Below are 16,997 nucleotides of genomic sequence, written 5' to 3' on the forward strand. Positions count from 1 at the left end.
TCAGTCCAGCAGGCGGTCGCGGGCTTCGTTGATGCGGGCGGCCAGATAGGCACTGCCGTCCCGGTCCGGGTGGAGTTTCTGGATCAGACGGCGGTGGGCCTGAATGATATCTTCACGGCTGGCATCCGGTTTGAGTCCGAGAATGTCCAGTGCCTCGTCACGGCTCATCTGCTGATTGGGGCGGTTCGAGCGCTGTTGTTTTTTCTCCTGTCGCTTGCGGTTCAAAGTGCCTGCCAGTGAGGGCAGGAAGCGCAGCAGCAGTGGCAGCAGTTTTTGCAGAAATGGCAGCACCAGCGCAATCAGAGCGCCGAGCCAGTGCATGCGTCCGGTGATCGCCATCGCCAGCAGGCCGATGGTCACGAAAATCAGAATCAGTTTGAGGGTGGCACTGCCGCGCTTGCCGCTTGGCTGTCGCTGCCACCAGTACCAGCTGCCCAGTACGATCAGGGCAAAGAGTACCAGTCCCAGTGGATGCATCCGGTTCTCCCGAAAAGGGTGTGGACTGATACTCTAACAAAACCTTGCCAAAAATACGCTCAGCGGTTGGTGTCGTCCGTTAGGCCGATGTAGCGTTCGCGCTTGCGCGGCTTGACCTGTTCGGTATCGACCAGTACCAGCCCATCAATACAGTAGTTGAAGTCGGGGTCTATGCCGAAGTCGAGAAAACTGACCCCGCCGGGCTCACAGAGTTCCGAGTACTGTTTGTAGAGAGTCGGCACGGTTACGCCAAGAAACTCCAGTTGTTGGCGCAACCGGCTGAAATCTTCGCGGTAGTCGTTGCCACAGAAAATGTCCGCTATGGCGCGTTCGGTATCGGAGTCGATCAGGTACGGGCTGCGCGAGCGTGCCAGCCAGGCATGATCCGGGAAGTAGTGCCGATAAAACCAGACCAGCAGGTCCCGCGCGCGCTTCGGGTAGCTGTGGCTCAGGCTGACCGGGCCAAACAGGTAACGCACTTCCGGGTGGCGGCGCAGATAGGCACCGATGCCGTACCAGAGGTAATCCAGTGAGCGTTTGCCCCAGTAGCGTGGTTGCACAAAGCTGCGGCCCAGCTCGACTCCGGCTGCAAAAACGGGTTCCATCTGCTCGCTGTAGTTGAACAGGGACTCGCTGTAGAGCGGGTAATCGGACTCGTTGTTGCGACGGTAGCCTTCGCCGATACGGTAGGCACCGGCAATTTCCAGATCGTCCTCGTCCCAGAGTATAAGGTGGCGATAATGCTGGTCATAACGGTCAAGGTCGCGTTTTTCACCAGTCCCTTCACCAACGGTACGAAAAGCGATTTCACGCAGACGCCCGATCTCCTGCATGACCACCGAGTCGGGATGGTAGTCGAACAGGTAGATCTTCTTACCGTCTGCAGTTTCGCCCAGCAGCTCGGCCTGTTTCAGCTCCTGCTTGAGTGACTGACGATTCTGTGGGTGGGCGATGGTCTTTTCGGTCAGGAACAGTGGCGGCTTGTTGCGGGCGATGCGATACAGGTGTTTTTTCAGCAGCTTGGCCTTGTCCCGGTTTGATACCGGCAGTGCATCCAGCTGATTGAAGGCTATCGGTTCGCCCACCCGTACCGGCAGTGTCACGGAATGCTTGTTGAACATTTCACGTGCCAGCAACAGGGTCGACATGGAGCGGTTAATGTACGAAAGGCTATAGAAAAGGGTCGAGTTCTTGCCACCCAGATACACCGGCAGAATCGGTGCGTTGGCCCGGCGGGCAAAATGCAGGAAGCCGCTGTTCCAGCGCCCGTCCTTGATGCCGGTCAGGCCTGCACGGGATACCTCGCCGGCTGGAAAGACGATGATCGCTTCATCATTCTGCAACGCTTCCACAATGCGATTGATATTGTCCTTGCGGGTGTTGCCGCCGAGGTTGTCGACCGGGAGGAACAGGTTTTGCAGCGCATCGAAGTGCATCAGTACATCGTTGGCGATGATACGTACATCGCGCCGCACTTCCCCCACCAGCTTCAGCAGTGCCAGCCCGTCCAGTGCGCCCAGCGGGTGGTTGGCCACAATGACGACACGGCCCGATGAGGGGATGTTCATCCGTTCCTTGTGGCTGATCGCATAACTGAAATTGAAGTAGTCCAGTACCTGGTCAACGAACTCGAAGCCGCGTACACCGCGATGGGTTTCGAGGAAGTGGTTGATCTCCTGCTCGCGCACCAGGCGGCGCAGGCAGAACAGTGTTGAGCGGCGGACGGGAGCGGGTTTTTGTGCAAAAGCGGGGTACTTGTTGACCAGTACCTGTTCGACATCGATCTGCATGTTGGGTCACCTCAGTTCACTGCCTGTACACTATGGCGGTGATTTGACACTGAGGTGACGCTCAGATGAATGCTGGGTTACAGCGGGTCAGCCCTGGTTGATTGACTCCAGCCAGGGGTCTTTGTCTTCCTTGCGCCGGCCGCGATTCTTGCGCCGGTCTTTCTTGTCGGGTTCAAAGCGGATATCTTCGCGTCGATCGGTGTTGGTGCGACGGTCCGGTTGGGTACGGCGGTTGCGACCATGCCATTCCTGGGTGTCTGCCATGAGCTTGCTCCGGGTCGAATTTGCTGCCTCAATAGATTAAAGCGTAGTCGTTTTTTTGCATATCAAACAGGGGTCGGGGCCTTCTTAGTCGTAATGTCAGACAGTACACGCAAGATTATCCATCTGGACTGCGACTGTTTTTTTGCGGCGGTCGAAATGCTGGACCACCCGGAATGGTCCGAGGTGCCGCTGGCGGTGGGCGGCGCGGCCGAAAGACGTGGGGTGATTGCCACCTGCAACTACCCGGCGCGTCGCTTTGGTGTGCATTCGGCCATGTCGACTGCCCGTGCGCTGCAACTCTGCCCCCAGTTGAAGCTGGTATCCGGCAACATGGCACGCTATCGCGATGTGGCTGAGCGGATTTTTGCCATATATCGGCGCTACAGCGAAATGATCGAGCCGGTTTCAATCGACGAGGCCTACCTGGATGTGACGGGTAATCCCCTGTTTGACGGCAGTGCGACACGGATTGCGCAGGCGATCCGTCAGCAGGTGCGGGAGGAAACCGGTATCACGGTTTCAGCCGGGGTGGCTCAAAACAAGTTTCTGGCCAAGGTGGCCAGTGACTGGAATAAGCCTGATGGACTCTGTGTGGTGGATCCTGCACGCCAGGCTGAATTTGTCGCCCGGTTGCCGGTGAAAAAGATTCCGGGTGTGGGGCCGCGTACGCAGGAGAGGCTGCTGGGGCTGGGCGTTGAGACCTGTGACCAGCTGCAACAGTTGCCTCGGCAGCAGCTGACCGACCTGTTTGGGCGTTTTGGCGAGCGTCTGTGGCAACTGGCAAGGGGGCAGGACAGCCGTGAAGTGCGCCTCAGTCGTGAGCGCAAGTCCGTCAGTACCGAGCATACCTTCAGCCGTGACCTGCCTGATCTGGCGGCCTGTCAGGCCCAGCTGGACGAACTGCTGGCAGACCTTGAGAAGCGCTATGAAAAGCACCGTGAGCAAAGACGGATAATCGGTGCGGTTGCCAAGCTCAAGTTCAGGGATTTCAGCCAGACCACGGCCGAAACCCGCAGCAGTCGTCCCGACAAGGCGCTGTTCATGGCCCTGATTGAAGAGGCATGGCAGCGGGGCCAGAAGCCGGTACGGCTGGTTGGGGTGGGGTATCGGCTGGAGTCGGCGGAGGAGGGTGCGGAAGCGGTACAGCTTCCGCTGTTTGACTCTGATGCGTAATCAGCCTTTGCGGCGCAGTGGCTCGCCTTCAAACTGAACACCGGCCCAGCCGCTGCGCATGAAGTTGCGAATGTTACCGTGGTCAGTGCCATCGGGGGTGTTCAGCACATCACGGTAGAAACGGCCAAAACAGGCCAGTGTCTGTGCTTCATCAAGCCCCATCAGCTTGCCGAAGCCGAAAATCTTGCAGGAGCCTTCGTTCTGGCCGGCCTCGTTAAACACGGCCATATCACCGCTGCCGTTATTGAAGGCACAGGGGGCATAATCAAAATGTTCACTGATCACCGCCATGGTATCTTCAAAATCGATGCTGTCATCGGTGCCCAATCGGGCGACAAAGGCTTCAGGTGTCATCGGCGTATCCTCGATTGACGATTCAAAAGGCGGCATTATGCGGGCTGCGGGCGCCATTGCAAGGGGCGGATCTCAAGGCGCAGCAGACGCTCGGTCATCTCGGTCCAGGGGGCATCTTCGCCCAGCGCCTTGCAGCGACGAATCACGGCACCGCTGATTTCGTCCAGTTCCAGCGGGCGTCCCTTCTCGCGATCAACCAGCATGGAGGTCTTGATGGCGTCAAAGTTGCTGATCAGTTCAAACATCTCATCCACATCAGCGGCGCTCAGCTCAACCTCATCCGCCCGTGCCGCAACGGCCACTTCCTGCATCATGCGGTACACCGTCTTGCCGAGTACCGGATCGGCGGTCAGGCTGCGCGTATCCAGTCCGGTCAGCGCGCTGAGTGGGTTGACGCCATTGTTGATCAGCAGTTTTTTCCATAATTCATAGCGGATATTGGCCGTGACACGGGTGGGAATACCGGCGGCATTCAGGCTTTGGGCCAGAGTATCCAGTCGCGTGTCGTCGTCCGTGGTAGCAGGCCAGCAGCCCATCACCACTTGAGCCGGTCCCTTGGCCTCAACATGTCCCGGCGCGATGATGTGACCGCCGATCCGCACCGCAAGCCCGCCAAGAGTGCGCTCGGCACCGATCTGGTCCGCGATCAGGGGTTCATTATCGACCCCGTTCTGCAGTGACAGCACCGGCGTGTCGGCACCGGCCAGCCAGTCACCGCTTTGCGCCAGCCAGTCGGAAGTCGCCCCGGCCTTCAGTGCCAGTATGATCAGATCGTAATCGGCGCAGGCACGTTCGGTTACCAGCGCCTCCATCGACAACGCATCCACACTGCCCTGAAAATGCAGCGCTTCATGTTCAACGCGCAACCCCTGTTGCTGCATCGCCTGCAGATGTGCGCCCCGCGCCACAAAGGTGACCGCATGCCCGGCCTCAAGTAGCCGAGCCCCGTAGTAACAGCCGATCCCGCCGGCCCCGATAATCAGACACTTCATCCTGTTCCTCCCACAAGCAGGCACCTGTTTTACCCTAAATGCAGCCACAGTTAAACCGTATCCGGCGGGCGCACGTAAATGCAGAAATGCAACAGGAGAGGCGCCGATGAAGATTTCACTCGAAGAGGTTAAAAAGCAGATTGGGCAGATTGAGCAGTTGGTGCTCAGGGCGTTCGAAAGCAGCATGTACCTGGTTCAGGTCAAGCTGAAGCAGGGCGAAGAACTGCTCAACGTCTGTGATGACAAGGGCACCATACTGCGCTTCAACAGCCAGCTGGACGCCAAGTTTCAGTTCAAGGGGCTGGGTATTACCGACACCGTGCTGGTGCATGAAAGCCCATACAACGAAATGATCGGCATGCCGGGAGGGAAGATTGAACCGCTGCAGGTGAAGCTGGCGAATCCGGATGATGACTACTCATGAGATTGTTACTTTTCTTTGCGTGCCCAAAGAATACCCAAGGGGCACGCCGAAGTAACCAAAAGAAAGGGCACCCCTAAGAGCAGGCCTTCGGCTACTCTGCGCGTCTCGCGTCAACAGGGATGTTTGGAAAACTCGCCACTGCGTGGCTCAGACAATCCAAACATTTTTCCCTGTTGCCGCTGCGATGCTCGACTGCTCACAAGGGGGCTTTCAAGCGCCACGCTGTAGCAAGTCAGTTATGCAAGGCCGTTTTATTTTATTCTCATCCCCGGCTGAGCCCCTTCGTGCGGCTCCAGAATCCACAAATCCTCACCACCCGGTCCGGCCGCGAGTACCATGCCTTCCGACATGCCGAACTTCATCTTGCGCGGTGCCAGGTTGGCGACCATCACGGTCAGTTTGCCTTCCAGGTCTCCCGGTTTGTAGGCGGACTTGATGCCGGCGAAGACGTTGCGGGTTTCGCCGCCCAAGTCCAGTGTCAGACGCAGCAGTTTGTCGGCGCCTTCGACGTGCTCGGCCTTGGCGATCCTGGCCACGCGCAGGTCGATCTTGGCGAAGTCCGGAAACTCGATGGTGTCGGCGATCGGTTCCATGTTCTGCATGACTTCGGCCTTCGGCTGTGCCGCCTGAACTTGTGGCTGAGCTTCCAGGCTTTGGCGGGAATCTTCGATCAGCTTCTCGATGGTGGCTTCATCCACGCGCTGCATCAGCGGCTTGAACTTGTTGATCTTGTGACTCAGCAGCGGCTGCTCGATCGCATCCCAGGCCAGGGTGTCGATATTGAGGAACTCGCAGGCTTCTCTGGCCACTTCCGGCAGTACCGGGGCCAGATAGCTGATAATCACGCGGAACAGGTTGATGCCCAGAGTGCAACTGGCCTGTACCTCGGCTTCACGGCCTTCCTGCTTTGCCAGAACCCAGGGTTCGGCGTTGTCGATGTACTGATTGGCCTTGTCGGCGATGTGCATGATTTCGCGCATGGCGCGGGCGTATTCACGCTTCTCGTAGGCTTCAGCGATGCCGTGACCGGCAGCGACGGCTTCATGGTAAAGCGACGCGTAGGTGAGCTCGGAGTCGAGCATGCCGTCAAACTTCTTCTGGATGAAGCCGGCGCAGCGGCTGGCGATGTTGACCACCTTGTTGACCAGGTCGGCGTTGACGCGATAACGGAAGTCTTCAAGGCTCAGGTCAATATCGTCGATACCTGAGCCCAGCTTGGCGGCGAAGTAGTAGCGCAGGTATTCCGGGCGCAGGTGCTTCAGATAGGTCTCGGCCATGATGAAGGTGCCGCGAGACTTGGACATCTTCTGGCCGTTGACGGTCAGGAAGCCGTGGCAGAACACGCCGGTGGGGGTGCGGAAGCCCGCGCCCTTGAGTTCGGCTGGCCAGAACAGGGTGTGGAAGTAGGCGATATCCTTGCCGATGAAGTGGTACAGCTCGGCAGCAGAGTCTTCCTTCCAGTACTCGTCAAAATCGGCCCCGTTCCGGTCGCACCAGTTCTTGAAGCTGGCCATGTAACCGATCGGCGCATCCATCCAGACATAGAAGTACTTGCCCGGCGCGTCGGGGATCTCGAAGCCCCAGTAGGGTGCATCGCGGGAGATGTCCCACTCCTGCAGGCCAGACTCGAACCACTCGTTGAGCTTGTGGATCATCTGGCTCTGTACGTGTTCGTTGACCCAGGTGCGCAGGAAGTCTTCAAAGTCTCCCAGCTTGAAGAAGAAGTGCTCGGACTCCTTCTCGACCGGTGTCGCGCCGGAGATGGCGGAGTAGGCGTTTTTCAGCTCGGTGGGCTGATAGGTGGCACCACAGGCTTCGCAGGAGTCGCCGTACTGATCCTGAGCGCCGCATTTCGGGCAGTCGCCCTTGATGAAGCGGTCCGGCAGGAACATGTTTTTCACCGGGTCATAGGCCTGGGTGATGGTGCGGCGGGTGATATGACCGGCATCGCGCAAACGCTCGTAGATCAGCGCCGAGAAGTGGCGGTTCTCTTCCGAATGGGTGGAGTAGTAGTTGTCAAAGCTGACCATAAAGCCGGCGAAGTCGCGCTGATGCTCGGCACTGACCTGATCAATCAGCTCCTGCGGGCTTTTGCCCATCTGGTCGGCCTTGAGCATGATTGGCGTACCGTGGGCGTCATCGGCACAGACGTAGGTACACTGATGGCCACGCTGCTTCTGGAAACGAACCCAGATATCGGTCTGGATATACTCCACCAGATGGCCCAGATGGATGGGACCGTTGGCGTAGGGCAGGGCACTGGTGACGAGAATCTTGCGCTTGCTGTCGGACATCGTTGGCTCTGAGTCGGTTGAAGACAAATGAAGCCCTGCATTCTACGCTGGATTGATCTCTGAATGAAGGCTGGGGGTGGCTGTGCTAAAATCCGCCGCCCGTCCCGAGCAACAGAACACAGAGGTTAGCCGATGGCCCTTCCCCGCGTGGAGCCTGAACAGTACGACGCCCTGCTGGCACAGAAGCAGGCCCGCATCGAAGCCCAGTTTGCCGATTTTGATCTGCCGCCAATCGAAGTCTTTACGTCGCAGCCGCAACACTACCGCCTGCGCGCCGAGTTTCGCACCTGGCATGAGGGCGATGACCTCTATTATGTGATGTTTGATGGCGACAAGCGTACGCCGGTGCGTTTGGACAGCTGCCCGATGGTAGCTGAGCGCATCCATGACATGATGTTTGAGCTGATCGAGGTGATTCGCCTCGACCCGGTACTGCGTTTCAAAATGTTTCAGGTGGATTTTCTCAGCACCCTGTCCGGTGAACTGCTGGTGAGCCTGATCTACCATCGCAAGCTGGATGACGAGTGGGTCGAGCGGGTCAAGCCGCTGCGTGAACAGTTCAACATCGGCATTATCGGACGCTCACGCAAGCAGAAGATCGTGCTGGACAACGACTTCGTGGTCGAAACCCTGAACATCAACGGCCGTGCCTACCGTTATCAGCAGACCGAAAACGGCTTTACCCAGCCCAACGGCCATGTGTGCGAGAAGATGATCGAATGGGCGATCGATGCCAGTGCCCACGCTGGCGGTGATCTGGTGGAATTCTACTGCGGCAACGGCAACTTTACCCTGCCGCTGGCGCAGAACTTCCGCCGAGTGGTAGCCACCGAAATTTCCAAGGTGTCGGTACGTTCAGCCGAATGGAACATCAAGGAAAACGGCATCGACAATATTGATGTGCTGCGCATGCCGTCTGAAGACCTGTCACTGATCCTCAAGGGCGAAAAAACCAGCCGCAGGGTACAGGGGCTGGCGCTGGACGAGTGCGAATTTACCACCGTGCTGGTGGACCCGCCGCGTGCCGGTCTGGATGAACATACGGTAGAGCAGATCTGCGAATATCCGCATATCCTGTATATATCCTGCAACCCAGAGACGCTGCACGAGAATCTGAAGCAGATCAGCCAGACCCACAAGCTGGAACGGTTCGCCATCTTCGACCAGTTCCCTTATACCGACCATCTGGAATGCGGTGTCTACCTGACCCGCCGCTGATGACCTGATGTCGAGAACCTGATGATGAAAGGAGGCTCCATGCTGTTTTTCTGGCTGTCGCTGGCCTTTGTGGCCGGCATGATGATGCCGCTGCAGGCGGGTGTGAACAGCACCCTGGCGCTGCACAGTCAGGGGGCGATCTGGGCGTCTTTCATCTCGTTTCTGATCGGCACGCTGGTGCTGTTTGCGGTCGTCGTGGGCATGCGCTTTGACTGGCCCTTGCTGTCTGATCTTAAACAGGCGCCCTGGTGGGCCTGGACTGGTGGCTTCATGGGCGCGCTGTTTGTCACGACCGGTGTCTTTCTGGCACCGCGTATCGGTGCAGCCACCATGATCGCGCTGTTTGTAGCCGGTCAGCTGATCACATCGGTGATTCTCGATCATCTGGGCTGGGCGACCTTCCCCCAACTCGATATAACGCTGGGACGGATGCTGGGCGTGGTGTTTTTGCTGGTGGGTGTGGTGCTGATTCGGTTCTATTGAACGGGCAGGCGTTCGCTTATAACCATTTTATATATATCTTAATCATCAAAGTTATTTTTCTTATATAACTTTTAATAATATGATGACGTTCTTAATTAGATACTGTTTTAACGGAGAGCGTCGTGAACAAACTGCATCCCCTCGCCGCGGCCATTGCGCTGGCAACCCTGCCGCTGGCTGCCGAAGCAACCAATGGTTACTTCACCCACGGTAACAGCATCAAGGCCCAGGGGATGGCCGGTGTCAGCTATGCAATGGCACACGACAGCATCTCGGCCGCCAGCAACCCGGCAGCATTGACGGCACTGGGGGATCAGCTGGATCTGGGCGTGACCTGGTTCAAGCCGGAACGCGATGCTCGTATCAGTGGCAACCCGGCATTCAATGGTCAGTATGACGGCAACGGTGATAAAAGCTTCTGGATACCGGAACTGGGCTTCAGCCGTCAGCACTCGGAGCGCCTGGCCTACGGTGTGGCCATGTATGCCAATGGTGGCATGAATACCTCCTATGCCAACAACCCCTATGCAGGCGCCGGTGCAACAGGCGATGCAGGGGTGGATCTGTCCCAGCTGTTTGTCACCTCATCCGTGGGCTATCGACTGACTGAGCGGCACAGTGTGGGTGTCGGTCTGACCTATGTGTATCAGATGTTTGAAGCCCGAGGCGTTAATGGTCCAGCCTTCGAAAGCATGTCTTCAAATCCTGCTGCCTTGAGCGACAATGGCCACGACAGCTCAGATGGTTTCGGTGTTAAGCTCGGCTGGCAGGGGCAGGTGACCGACACTCTGACACTGGCCGCCAGCTGGTCATCCAAAATCAAGACTGACAGCTTCAATGATTACCGTGGTCTGTTTGCCGAACAGGGCGGCTTTGATGTGCCGGAAACCTATGGTCTCGGTTTTGCCTGGCAGCTGAATCCGCAGTGGACTCTGGCCGGGGATTGGCAGCGCATCAACTACAGTGATGTGGCTTCGGTGGGCAACCCGCTGATTCCGATTACTCAGCTGGGGCAGGATAACGGCTCGGGTTTTGGCTGGCAGGATATCAACGTCTACAAGCTGGGCGTCAGCTATGACTGGTCGAACCGGCTGATGTTGAGGGCCGGTTACAGCTACGCGGATCAGCCGGTACCGGGCAGTGAAACCTTCTTCAATATTCTGGCGCCGGGTGTGGTGCAGGAGCATATCAGTCTGGGCGCAAGCTGGCGCCCAGACCCGCAGCAGGAGCTGACCCTGGCCTATACACGGGCACTGGATGAGACCGTCAAAGGCAACGGCTCTCTTGCTGCGTTCGGTGGCGGCGAAGCGGATCTGAGCATGGGTCAGGATATTCTGGGGCTGGCCTGGTCCTACCGCTTCTGATTGACCCAGCGGATATCTTCCAGCACGAAGGAGGGGATGGGGCTTTGTTCCCACATCCCCTCCAGATCCCGGTGCATCAGGTTTTGCTCCGGGCGCATGAACAGAAATACATTAACGGCATCTTCCGTAATGCGACGCTGGGCTTCGCCCAGCAGTCGGTTCAGCTCCTTCTCGGTGCGAGCGTTCAATACCTGATTCCAGATCGTTTTGAACGCGGTGTTCTCATAATTGAAGTAGTAGTCATCGCGGGCATAGATGTTCAGGTCCATCGGCTCCACGTGCATGATGAGCGTCAGTTCATAGTCCTTCTGACGGAATACCCGCTCCATCCATGTAGTCCAGTCCACCTGCTCCAGCTCGACTCTGAAACCCACCGCCTCAAGATCGTCCGCCACCATCAGTCCACCATAACGACCATAGTCGGTCGGGGGGATTGTCAGCGTAATTGTTTTGCCTTCGGTCACATTGGCCGAGTCCAGCAATTGGCGCGCCAGCATCGGGTCGAAGGGATAGCGATCAACCAGGTCCACATAGGCGGGGTGTGAAGGCGGGAAGTGGCTGCCGATCAGCTCTGGCTCAAACTGGGGGCCATACAGTTTGCTGACGCGGTTGCGATCAATGGCGTGGGACAGGGCGCGGCGTACACGCAGATCATTGAAGGGCGGGCGTGCATTGTTGATTGCCAGAATCATCTTGCTTTGCAGCTTGCGTGCGCTCATGCGGTAATCGGGCCGAATCATGAAGCGGTTGCCGACACGCGTGACACTCAGCAGTCCATCGACCAGCCCTTCGGCCAGAATGTTCTCGGTACCTACCGTGGTCTGCATGAACAGAAACTGTGCCTGATGCAGGTAAGGTGGCTTGCCCCAGTAATCGATGTTTCGCTTCAGGGTGACGGAGTGTCCTTTTTCCCAGCGGTCGAACCGGTAGGGGCCGGTGCCGATCGGGTGCTGGCTGTTGCTGTCAGCGGTATCCGGGTGAACCATGACCGCCGCGGGCAGTGACAGCGCGAAGGGCAACATGGCATCGGGCTGTTTGAGGGTGATGGTCAGTTGTTCATCCCCCTGAGCGGTGACACTGTCGACCTGCTCAAACCACATGCGCTGGGGATTGCCGCTGTTTTCATCCAGCAGGCGATTGAGCGAGAACGCGGCCGCATGTGCATCGAAGCGGCTGCCGTCATGGAAAGTCACGCCCTTGTGCAGCGCGAAGGTGTAGGTCAGACCATCCTCTGACAGGTGCCATTCGCGCGCCAGTCGCGGCTTGAGCATGCCATCGCCATCGACCAGTGTCAGGCCTTCAAAGACATTGCACCAGGTGATCTCGCCAGCCGAGGCGGCGGCTGTAATGGTAGGGTCGAGCGTGGGGGGTTCCAGTTGAATACCGAGGCGAATGTGCTCACTGGCCTGCAGCGGCAGGCTGCACAACAGCAGCAGGGACAGCATCAGCCAGCGATTGATTCCAGAGCCGGTGCGCTGAAACAGATCAAACAGCCTGTGCATAGACGGTCTCCGGAGCTACTGCGACCTGGTTGCGGCCCTGTCGCTTGGCAGCATAGAGTGCCTTGTCAGCCGCGCGCAGTGCGGCATCCAGCAGACTTTCGATCTGCTGCTCGTCCGTCTCGCTCAGCAGGGGTGTTGCATCAATCAGTACGAGGCCAAAACTCATGCTCAGGTGAATCTCGTGTTTATGACTGGATGAGAACGGCTTGGTCGCAATCTGGCTGCGCAGCTTGTCGAGTACCTGATGGCCGGCCTCCAGAGAACCTGCCGGCAGAATGATGGCAAACTCTTCGCCACCGAAACGGGCCAGGATGTCGCTTTCCCTCAGCCCTTCGGACAGCTGGCGGGACACTTCGACCAGAACCTGATCCCCGGCGGCATGGCCGAAACGGTCATTGACCTGTTTGAAGTGGTCGATATCACCAATGGCAACACACAAAGGCTGGCGGCTCTGGCGTAACAGACGTCGGGCGGCTGCCTGGAAGTGACGACGGTTGGCCAGCCCGGTCAAGGCATCGTGTTCGGCCAGAAAGGTCAATTCCTGGTGGGCTTCGCGCATGCGTGCTTCCTGATACTGAATGCGCTGGACGTAACTGCGTACGGTTTTGGCCAGGCTGGAAATTTCATCACCACCGCGAGTATCGAAGGCGTTTACATCAACTACCGGTGCGCTCACGTTCCGCTGCATCTGCAGGATGCGTCTTACCACCACAACCTCGAAATAGACCCCGGCGAGCAGAGCAAATACCAGCAGCAACAGGGCAAGTGCGATCAGGTTGCGCTGCTGTACATGGATATCGGTTGCGAGCTGTTCGCTTTGAGCCACCATTTGCTGACGCATGGTGGCTGAGAAGTAACCCATCAGTACAGCCAGCTGTCCCGCCAGCTCGCGATTGTTGTGTGACAGGGAGTTGATTTGACGCTCAAGTCCAGCCTGCTGCCCGGCATCGATGCGCAGGCTGACCAGTTCGTTCAGTTCGGTAATGTTGTCTCGCAGTTGTGCCTGTGTCACACGCACCTGATTGATCAGGTCGGGATTGCCGCCCTGCTGGGCAAGTCGGGCGGTCAGCTGGTTTACCCAGAGCGTTCGGTCGGTCAGGTTTATCAGCGCCTGGCGTCGCTCGGCGTGACTGTTGGCGACAGACAGGCCAAGCCCGAGATTGATCAGTGATTCCGCCTGCTGTACCAGGCGCACCGATGTCATCAGGTTTTCCATTTCGGTGCTGGTGAGCGTGTCGACCTGATCGTGCAGGCGCTCGAAAGCCCGGCTCATGATGGCCGTGACGCCGATAATCAGGGCAAGGATCAGCAGGGTCATGCCCAGCGTCCTGGCGGTGAGGCCAAGACCGATCCGTCGGTGGATCATTCTGCTGTCGGCCGCTGGCCGAGGTGCTTTGGAAGACAGTCGCTGTCTTGTGTATGCATATGGATACGCTTTTTATTGTTTGGATACAGGTTTAGCTGACAAAACCGGTAACTTCAATGCTTTTGGTAATGTTTGCCTGTTTTCAGCCCCGGAAGCCTTTGCCCACCACATAAACTTCGCGCGAACGTGAGCGTGACGCTTCCGGTTTGCGGATGACCACATTGTCAAAGTGGTTGCGGACCTCCTTCACGAAGGCTTCATAGCCCTCACCCTGAAACGCCTTGGCGATAAAGCAGCCCTTGGGTTTGAGTACCTGCTGTGCCATGTCCAGCGCCAGCTCGATCAGGTAGATGGAAGCCGCCTGGTCTGCCGTGGCAATGCCGCTCAGGTTAGGTGCCATGTCCGAGATCACCACATCGACCGGGTCATCGCCGATTGCCTGCAGAATCTGTTCGAACACGCTGTCTTCGGTGAAGTCGCCCTGAATAAACTCCACATCGGGCAGGCTGTCCATTGGCAAAATGTCGGATGCGATCACCTTGCCACTGGCGCCCACCAATTTGGATGCCACCTGAGACCAGCCACCGGGCGCCGAGCCCAGATCGATCACCAGCATGCCGGGGCGGATCAACTTGTCCTTTTCGTTGATCGCCAGCAATTTGTAACTGGCACGAGAGCGGTAGCCGTCTTTCTGTGCCTGTTTGACGAAGGGGTCGTTGACGTGCTCATCGAGCCAGCGTGCACTGCTTTTGGAACGGGCCATACGGGTTGCAAACCATCTGAAAATTAAAACCCGATTGTACGTCCCGAAGCCTGTTGGTGCCATGTTATCGGGCGTATCAGACTGACTTTAACCCGGTTGGCCGCTATAATTTGCCGTTTATTGTCCCTTTGCCGGATATACCGGCCGGAACCCTTGCCATGATCCGTCTCAGCGAACTCTCTCTTCCACTCGACCACCCCGAAACCGCCCTGCGTGAAGCCATTCTGAAACGGCTGAAACTGTCGGATAACGAACTGTTCGGTTTCACTGTCTTCAAGCGCAGCTATGATGCACGCAAGAAGAACACCGAGATCACCTTCGTCTACATCATTCATCTGGAGGTGAAAGATGAGGCCGCTGTACTGACCCGTTTTGCCGATGATCAGCATGTGGCCCTCGCGCCTGATACGGATTATCACCCGGTTGCCGTGGCGCCTGACGATCTGGATGAGCGGCCGCTGGTGATCGGTTTTGGCCCCTGTGGCCTGTTTGCAGCCACGCTTTTGGCACAGATGGGGTTCAAGCCCATTGTGCTTGAGCGGGGGCGTGATGTACGCAAGCGCACCCAGGACACCTGGGCGCTCTGGCGTCAAAACAGGTTGAGCACCGAATCCAACGTACAGTTTGGTGAGGGTGGGGCCGGGCTGTTTTCCGACGGCAAGCTTTATTCCCAGGTCAAGGACCCCAAATTCTATGGCCGCAAGGTGATGCAGGAATTTGTGGATCACGGCGCGCCGGACAATATCCTGTATGTGAACAAGCCGCATATCGGCACCTTCCGTCTGACAACGGTGGTATCGAGGATGCGCCAGAGCATTATTGAGATGGGGGGGGAGATTCGGTTCGAGTCGAAAGTCACCGATCTGCTGCTGGAAAACGGTGAAGTCAGAGGTGTTACGCTGGCCGATGGCACCCAATTGTTCAGCCGTCATGTGGTACTGGCGCTGGGTCACAGTGCCCGTGATACCTTCCGCATGTTGCATCAGCGTCAGGTCCATATCGAGCCCAAGCCCTTTGCCGTCGGTTTCCGTATTGAGCATCCGCAGTCGATGATTGACCGGGCGCGCTTGGGCAAGTATGCCGGCCATGAGGAGCTGGGTGCGGCTGATTACAAGCTGATCCACCATGCCAAAAACGGCCGTGCCGTTTACAGTTTCTGCATGTGCCCCGGTGGTCAGGTAGTGGCAGCAACCTCGGAAGAGGGGCGTGTGGTGACCAACGGCATGAGTCAGTACTCGCGCAAGGAGCGTAATGCCAATGCGGGCATTGTGGTGGGCATCAACCCGGAGCAGGATTTCCCCGGTGGCCCGCTGGCCGGGATCGAACTGCAGGAAAAACTGGAGTCGATCGCCTATCAGCTTGGCGGTTGTGACTACCGTGCCCCGGCACAGCTGGTGGGCGACTTCCTGCGGGGGCAGCCATCCGAAAAACTGGGTGAGGTTGAGCCTTCCTACCAGCCGGGGGTAAAGCTGTGTGACCTGGCCGAGGCACTGCCGGACTATGTGATTGAGGCGATCCGTGAGGCGTTGCCGGCCTTTGGTCGCAAGATCCGTGGCTTTGACCGTGAAGATGCGGTGCTGACCGGGATCGAGTCGCGCACCTCATCGCCGATTCGCATCACCCGCGACACTGAAACCCTGCAGAGTCTGAATGTGCGTGGCCTGTATCCTGCCGGTGAAGGGGCCGGATATGCCGGTGGCATTCTGTCGGCCGGGATCGATGGTATCAAGGTGGCTGAAGCGGTGGCGCTGGATATCCTGAAACAGCGGGAAACCGAAACGGCATGAAACTGGACGATATCAAGAAGCTGCAGCAGAAAAAATACCGTAGCGAACTGGGTACCTGTCTGGTCGAAGGTGAGCATCTGGTGCTGGAACTGCAGCAGGCACTGAAAACGCGTCCTGAGTTACAGACGGCTGAACTGTATCTGACCGAAGAGTATCGAGATTGGCCAACGACGCTGGTGACGCATGAAATCAGCAGTCGGCAGATGCGCGCCCTCAGCGCCACCAAGTCGCCACAGGGAATTCTGGCGGTGGTGCCCATTGCGGCGATCCAGCCGGAAGCGGATCAAACGGATATCGCCATCTATCTGCACGAAGTGCAGGACCCGGGTAATCTGGGCACGATTCTGCGTACTCTGGCCTGGTTTGGTGGCTTTCGCTGCCTGCTCAGTCCCAACAGCGTTGACCCGTTCAACCCCAAGGTGATTCGCGCCAGCATGGGAGCTATTTTCCATGTGCCACTGGAGCTGGATGTGCCGCTGGAGAGCCTGGCGGGTCGTTACAGTCGGATCGGTTGTCTCGATATGCAGGGTGAGCCGCTCAGTGCGCCCGCATTCAGTGACTGTGACTGTTATCTGTTTGGCAACGAGGCACGCGGTGTGCCGCGTGAACAGCTCGATAGCCTGTCGGCACGCCCGTTCACCATAGCCGGTGCTGGCCAGATCGAATCGCTCAATCTGGCAACGGCTGTCAGTCTGAGCGTGTACGAACGCAGGCGCTGAGGCGGGCTGACCGCAGCGCCTGTCACG

16 protein-coding genes are annotated in these 16,997 nt (G+C 57.9%); 7 read left to right on the forward strand and 9 right to left on the reverse strand.

What is annotated here, in order from left to right; genetic code table 11:
• From ABIE60_RS12225 to ABIE60_RS12235, 3 genes are all read right to left on the reverse strand, one after another.
• The gene (locus ABIE60_RS12225) at positions 1-477 is read right to left on the reverse strand and encodes a DnaJ domain-containing protein (RefSeq protein WP_354469691.1); all 477 of its coding nucleotides are present in this window, start codon (positions 475-477) and stop codon (positions 1-3) included.
• Between the two features lie 59 nt (positions 478-536).
• The gene (gene olsF, locus ABIE60_RS12230) at positions 537-2,267 is read right to left on the reverse strand and encodes a bifunctional ornithine lipid synthase OlsF (RefSeq protein ID WP_354469692.1); all 1,731 of its coding nucleotides are present in this window, start codon (positions 2,265-2,267) and stop codon (positions 537-539) included.
• 87 nt (positions 2,268-2,354) lie between these two features.
• Positions 2,355-2,531 carry a hypothetical protein gene (locus ABIE60_RS12235; RefSeq protein WP_354469694.1) on the reverse strand — a complete coding sequence of 59 codons (177 nt, stop codon included), beginning with the start codon at positions 2,529-2,531 and terminating at the stop codon, positions 2,355-2,357.
• Between the two features lie 93 nt (positions 2,532-2,624).
• Here ABIE60_RS12235 and dinB point away from each other — a divergent pair, with 93 nt between their 5' ends.
• Complete coding sequence (gene dinB, locus ABIE60_RS12240) at positions 2,625-3,704, forward strand: DNA polymerase IV (RefSeq protein WP_354469696.1); 1,080 nt, start codon at positions 2,625-2,627, stop codon at positions 3,702-3,704.
• On the opposite strand, the gene ABIE60_RS12245 is transcribed toward dinB, so the two are convergent.
• On the reverse strand, positions 3,705-4,058 hold the full coding sequence (locus ABIE60_RS12245; protein ID WP_354469697.1) for a HopJ type III effector protein: 354 nt from the start codon (positions 4,056-4,058) through the stop codon (positions 3,705-3,707).
• A gap of 35 nt (positions 4,059-4,093) precedes the next feature.
• A complete protein-coding gene (locus tag ABIE60_RS12250) occupies positions 4,094-5,050 on the reverse strand; it encodes a ketopantoate reductase family protein (protein ID WP_354469699.1) in 957 nt (318 codons plus the stop codon).
• A gap of 106 nt (positions 5,051-5,156) precedes the next feature.
• Between ABIE60_RS12250 and ABIE60_RS12255 the strand changes: the two genes are divergently transcribed.
• Positions 5,157-5,474: a DUF6482 family protein gene (locus ABIE60_RS12255; protein WP_354469701.1), complete on the forward strand. Its 318-nt coding sequence runs from the start codon at positions 5,157-5,159 to the stop codon at positions 5,472-5,474.
• Between the two features lie 251 nt (positions 5,475-5,725).
• Here ABIE60_RS12255 and metG read toward each other — a convergent pair whose 3' ends face one another.
• Positions 5,726-7,768 (reverse strand): methionine--tRNA ligase, encoded by a 2,043-nt coding sequence (gene metG, locus ABIE60_RS12260; protein ID WP_354469703.1) that lies wholly within the window; start codon positions 7,766-7,768, stop codon positions 5,726-5,728.
• 132 nt (positions 7,769-7,900) lie between these two features.
• Between metG and trmA the strand changes: the two genes are divergently transcribed.
• From trmA to ABIE60_RS12275, 3 genes are all read left to right on the forward strand, one after another.
• Positions 7,901-8,986, forward strand: a complete 1,086-nt coding sequence (trmA, locus tag ABIE60_RS12265; RefSeq protein WP_354469705.1) for a tRNA (uridine(54)-C5)-methyltransferase TrmA — start codon at positions 7,901-7,903, stop codon at positions 8,984-8,986.
• A 39-nt stretch (positions 8,987-9,025) separates the two neighbouring features.
• Positions 9,026-9,469 (forward strand): DMT family transporter, encoded by a 444-nt coding sequence (locus ABIE60_RS12270; protein ID WP_354469707.1) that lies wholly within the window; start codon positions 9,026-9,028, stop codon positions 9,467-9,469.
• A gap of 122 nt (positions 9,470-9,591) precedes the next feature.
• Positions 9,592-10,833: an OmpP1/FadL family transporter gene (locus ABIE60_RS12275; protein ID WP_354469709.1), complete on the forward strand. Its 1,242-nt coding sequence runs from the start codon at positions 9,592-9,594 to the stop codon at positions 10,831-10,833.
• Here the strand turns inward: ABIE60_RS12275 and ABIE60_RS12280 are convergent.
• The 3 genes from ABIE60_RS12280 to rlmE form a co-directional block, all read right to left on the reverse strand.
• Positions 10,821-12,335: an ABC transporter substrate-binding protein gene (locus ABIE60_RS12280; protein WP_354469711.1), complete on the reverse strand. Its 1,515-nt coding sequence runs from the start codon at positions 12,333-12,335 to the stop codon at positions 10,821-10,823. The two genes, ABIE60_RS12275 and ABIE60_RS12280, sit on opposite strands and share 13 nt — an antisense overlap.
• Positions 12,319-13,653, reverse strand: coding sequence for a GGDEF domain-containing protein (locus ABIE60_RS12285; protein WP_354469713.1), 1,335 nt, complete (start codon positions 13,651-13,653; stop codon positions 12,319-12,321). The genes ABIE60_RS12280 and ABIE60_RS12285 overlap by 17 nt, the downstream gene beginning before the upstream one ends.
• A gap of 190 nt (positions 13,654-13,843) precedes the next feature.
• The gene (gene rlmE, locus ABIE60_RS12290; RefSeq protein WP_354469715.1) at positions 13,844-14,464 is read right to left on the reverse strand and encodes a 23S rRNA (uridine(2552)-2'-O)-methyltransferase RlmE; all 621 of its coding nucleotides are present in this window, start codon (positions 14,462-14,464) and stop codon (positions 13,844-13,846) included.
• A gap of 158 nt (positions 14,465-14,622) precedes the next feature.
• Between rlmE and ABIE60_RS12295 the strand changes: the two genes are divergently transcribed.
• Together ABIE60_RS12295 and ABIE60_RS12300 are read left to right on the forward strand one after the other, a co-directional pair.
• On the forward strand, positions 14,623-16,251 hold the full coding sequence (locus tag ABIE60_RS12295; RefSeq protein WP_354469717.1) for an NAD(P)/FAD-dependent oxidoreductase: 1,629 nt from the start codon (positions 14,623-14,625) through the stop codon (positions 16,249-16,251).
• Entirely contained in the window at positions 16,248-16,970 is a 723-nt protein-coding gene (locus ABIE60_RS12300; protein ID WP_354469719.1) for a TrmH family RNA methyltransferase, read from the forward strand. The genes ABIE60_RS12295 and ABIE60_RS12300 overlap by 4 nt, the downstream gene beginning before the upstream one ends.
• Positions 16,971-16,997: the final 27 nt, after the last annotated feature.

The organism is Marinobacterium sp. MBR-109 (assembly GCF_040547565.1).
GTDB lineage: Bacteria > Pseudomonadota > Gammaproteobacteria > Pseudomonadales > Balneatricaceae > Marinobacterium.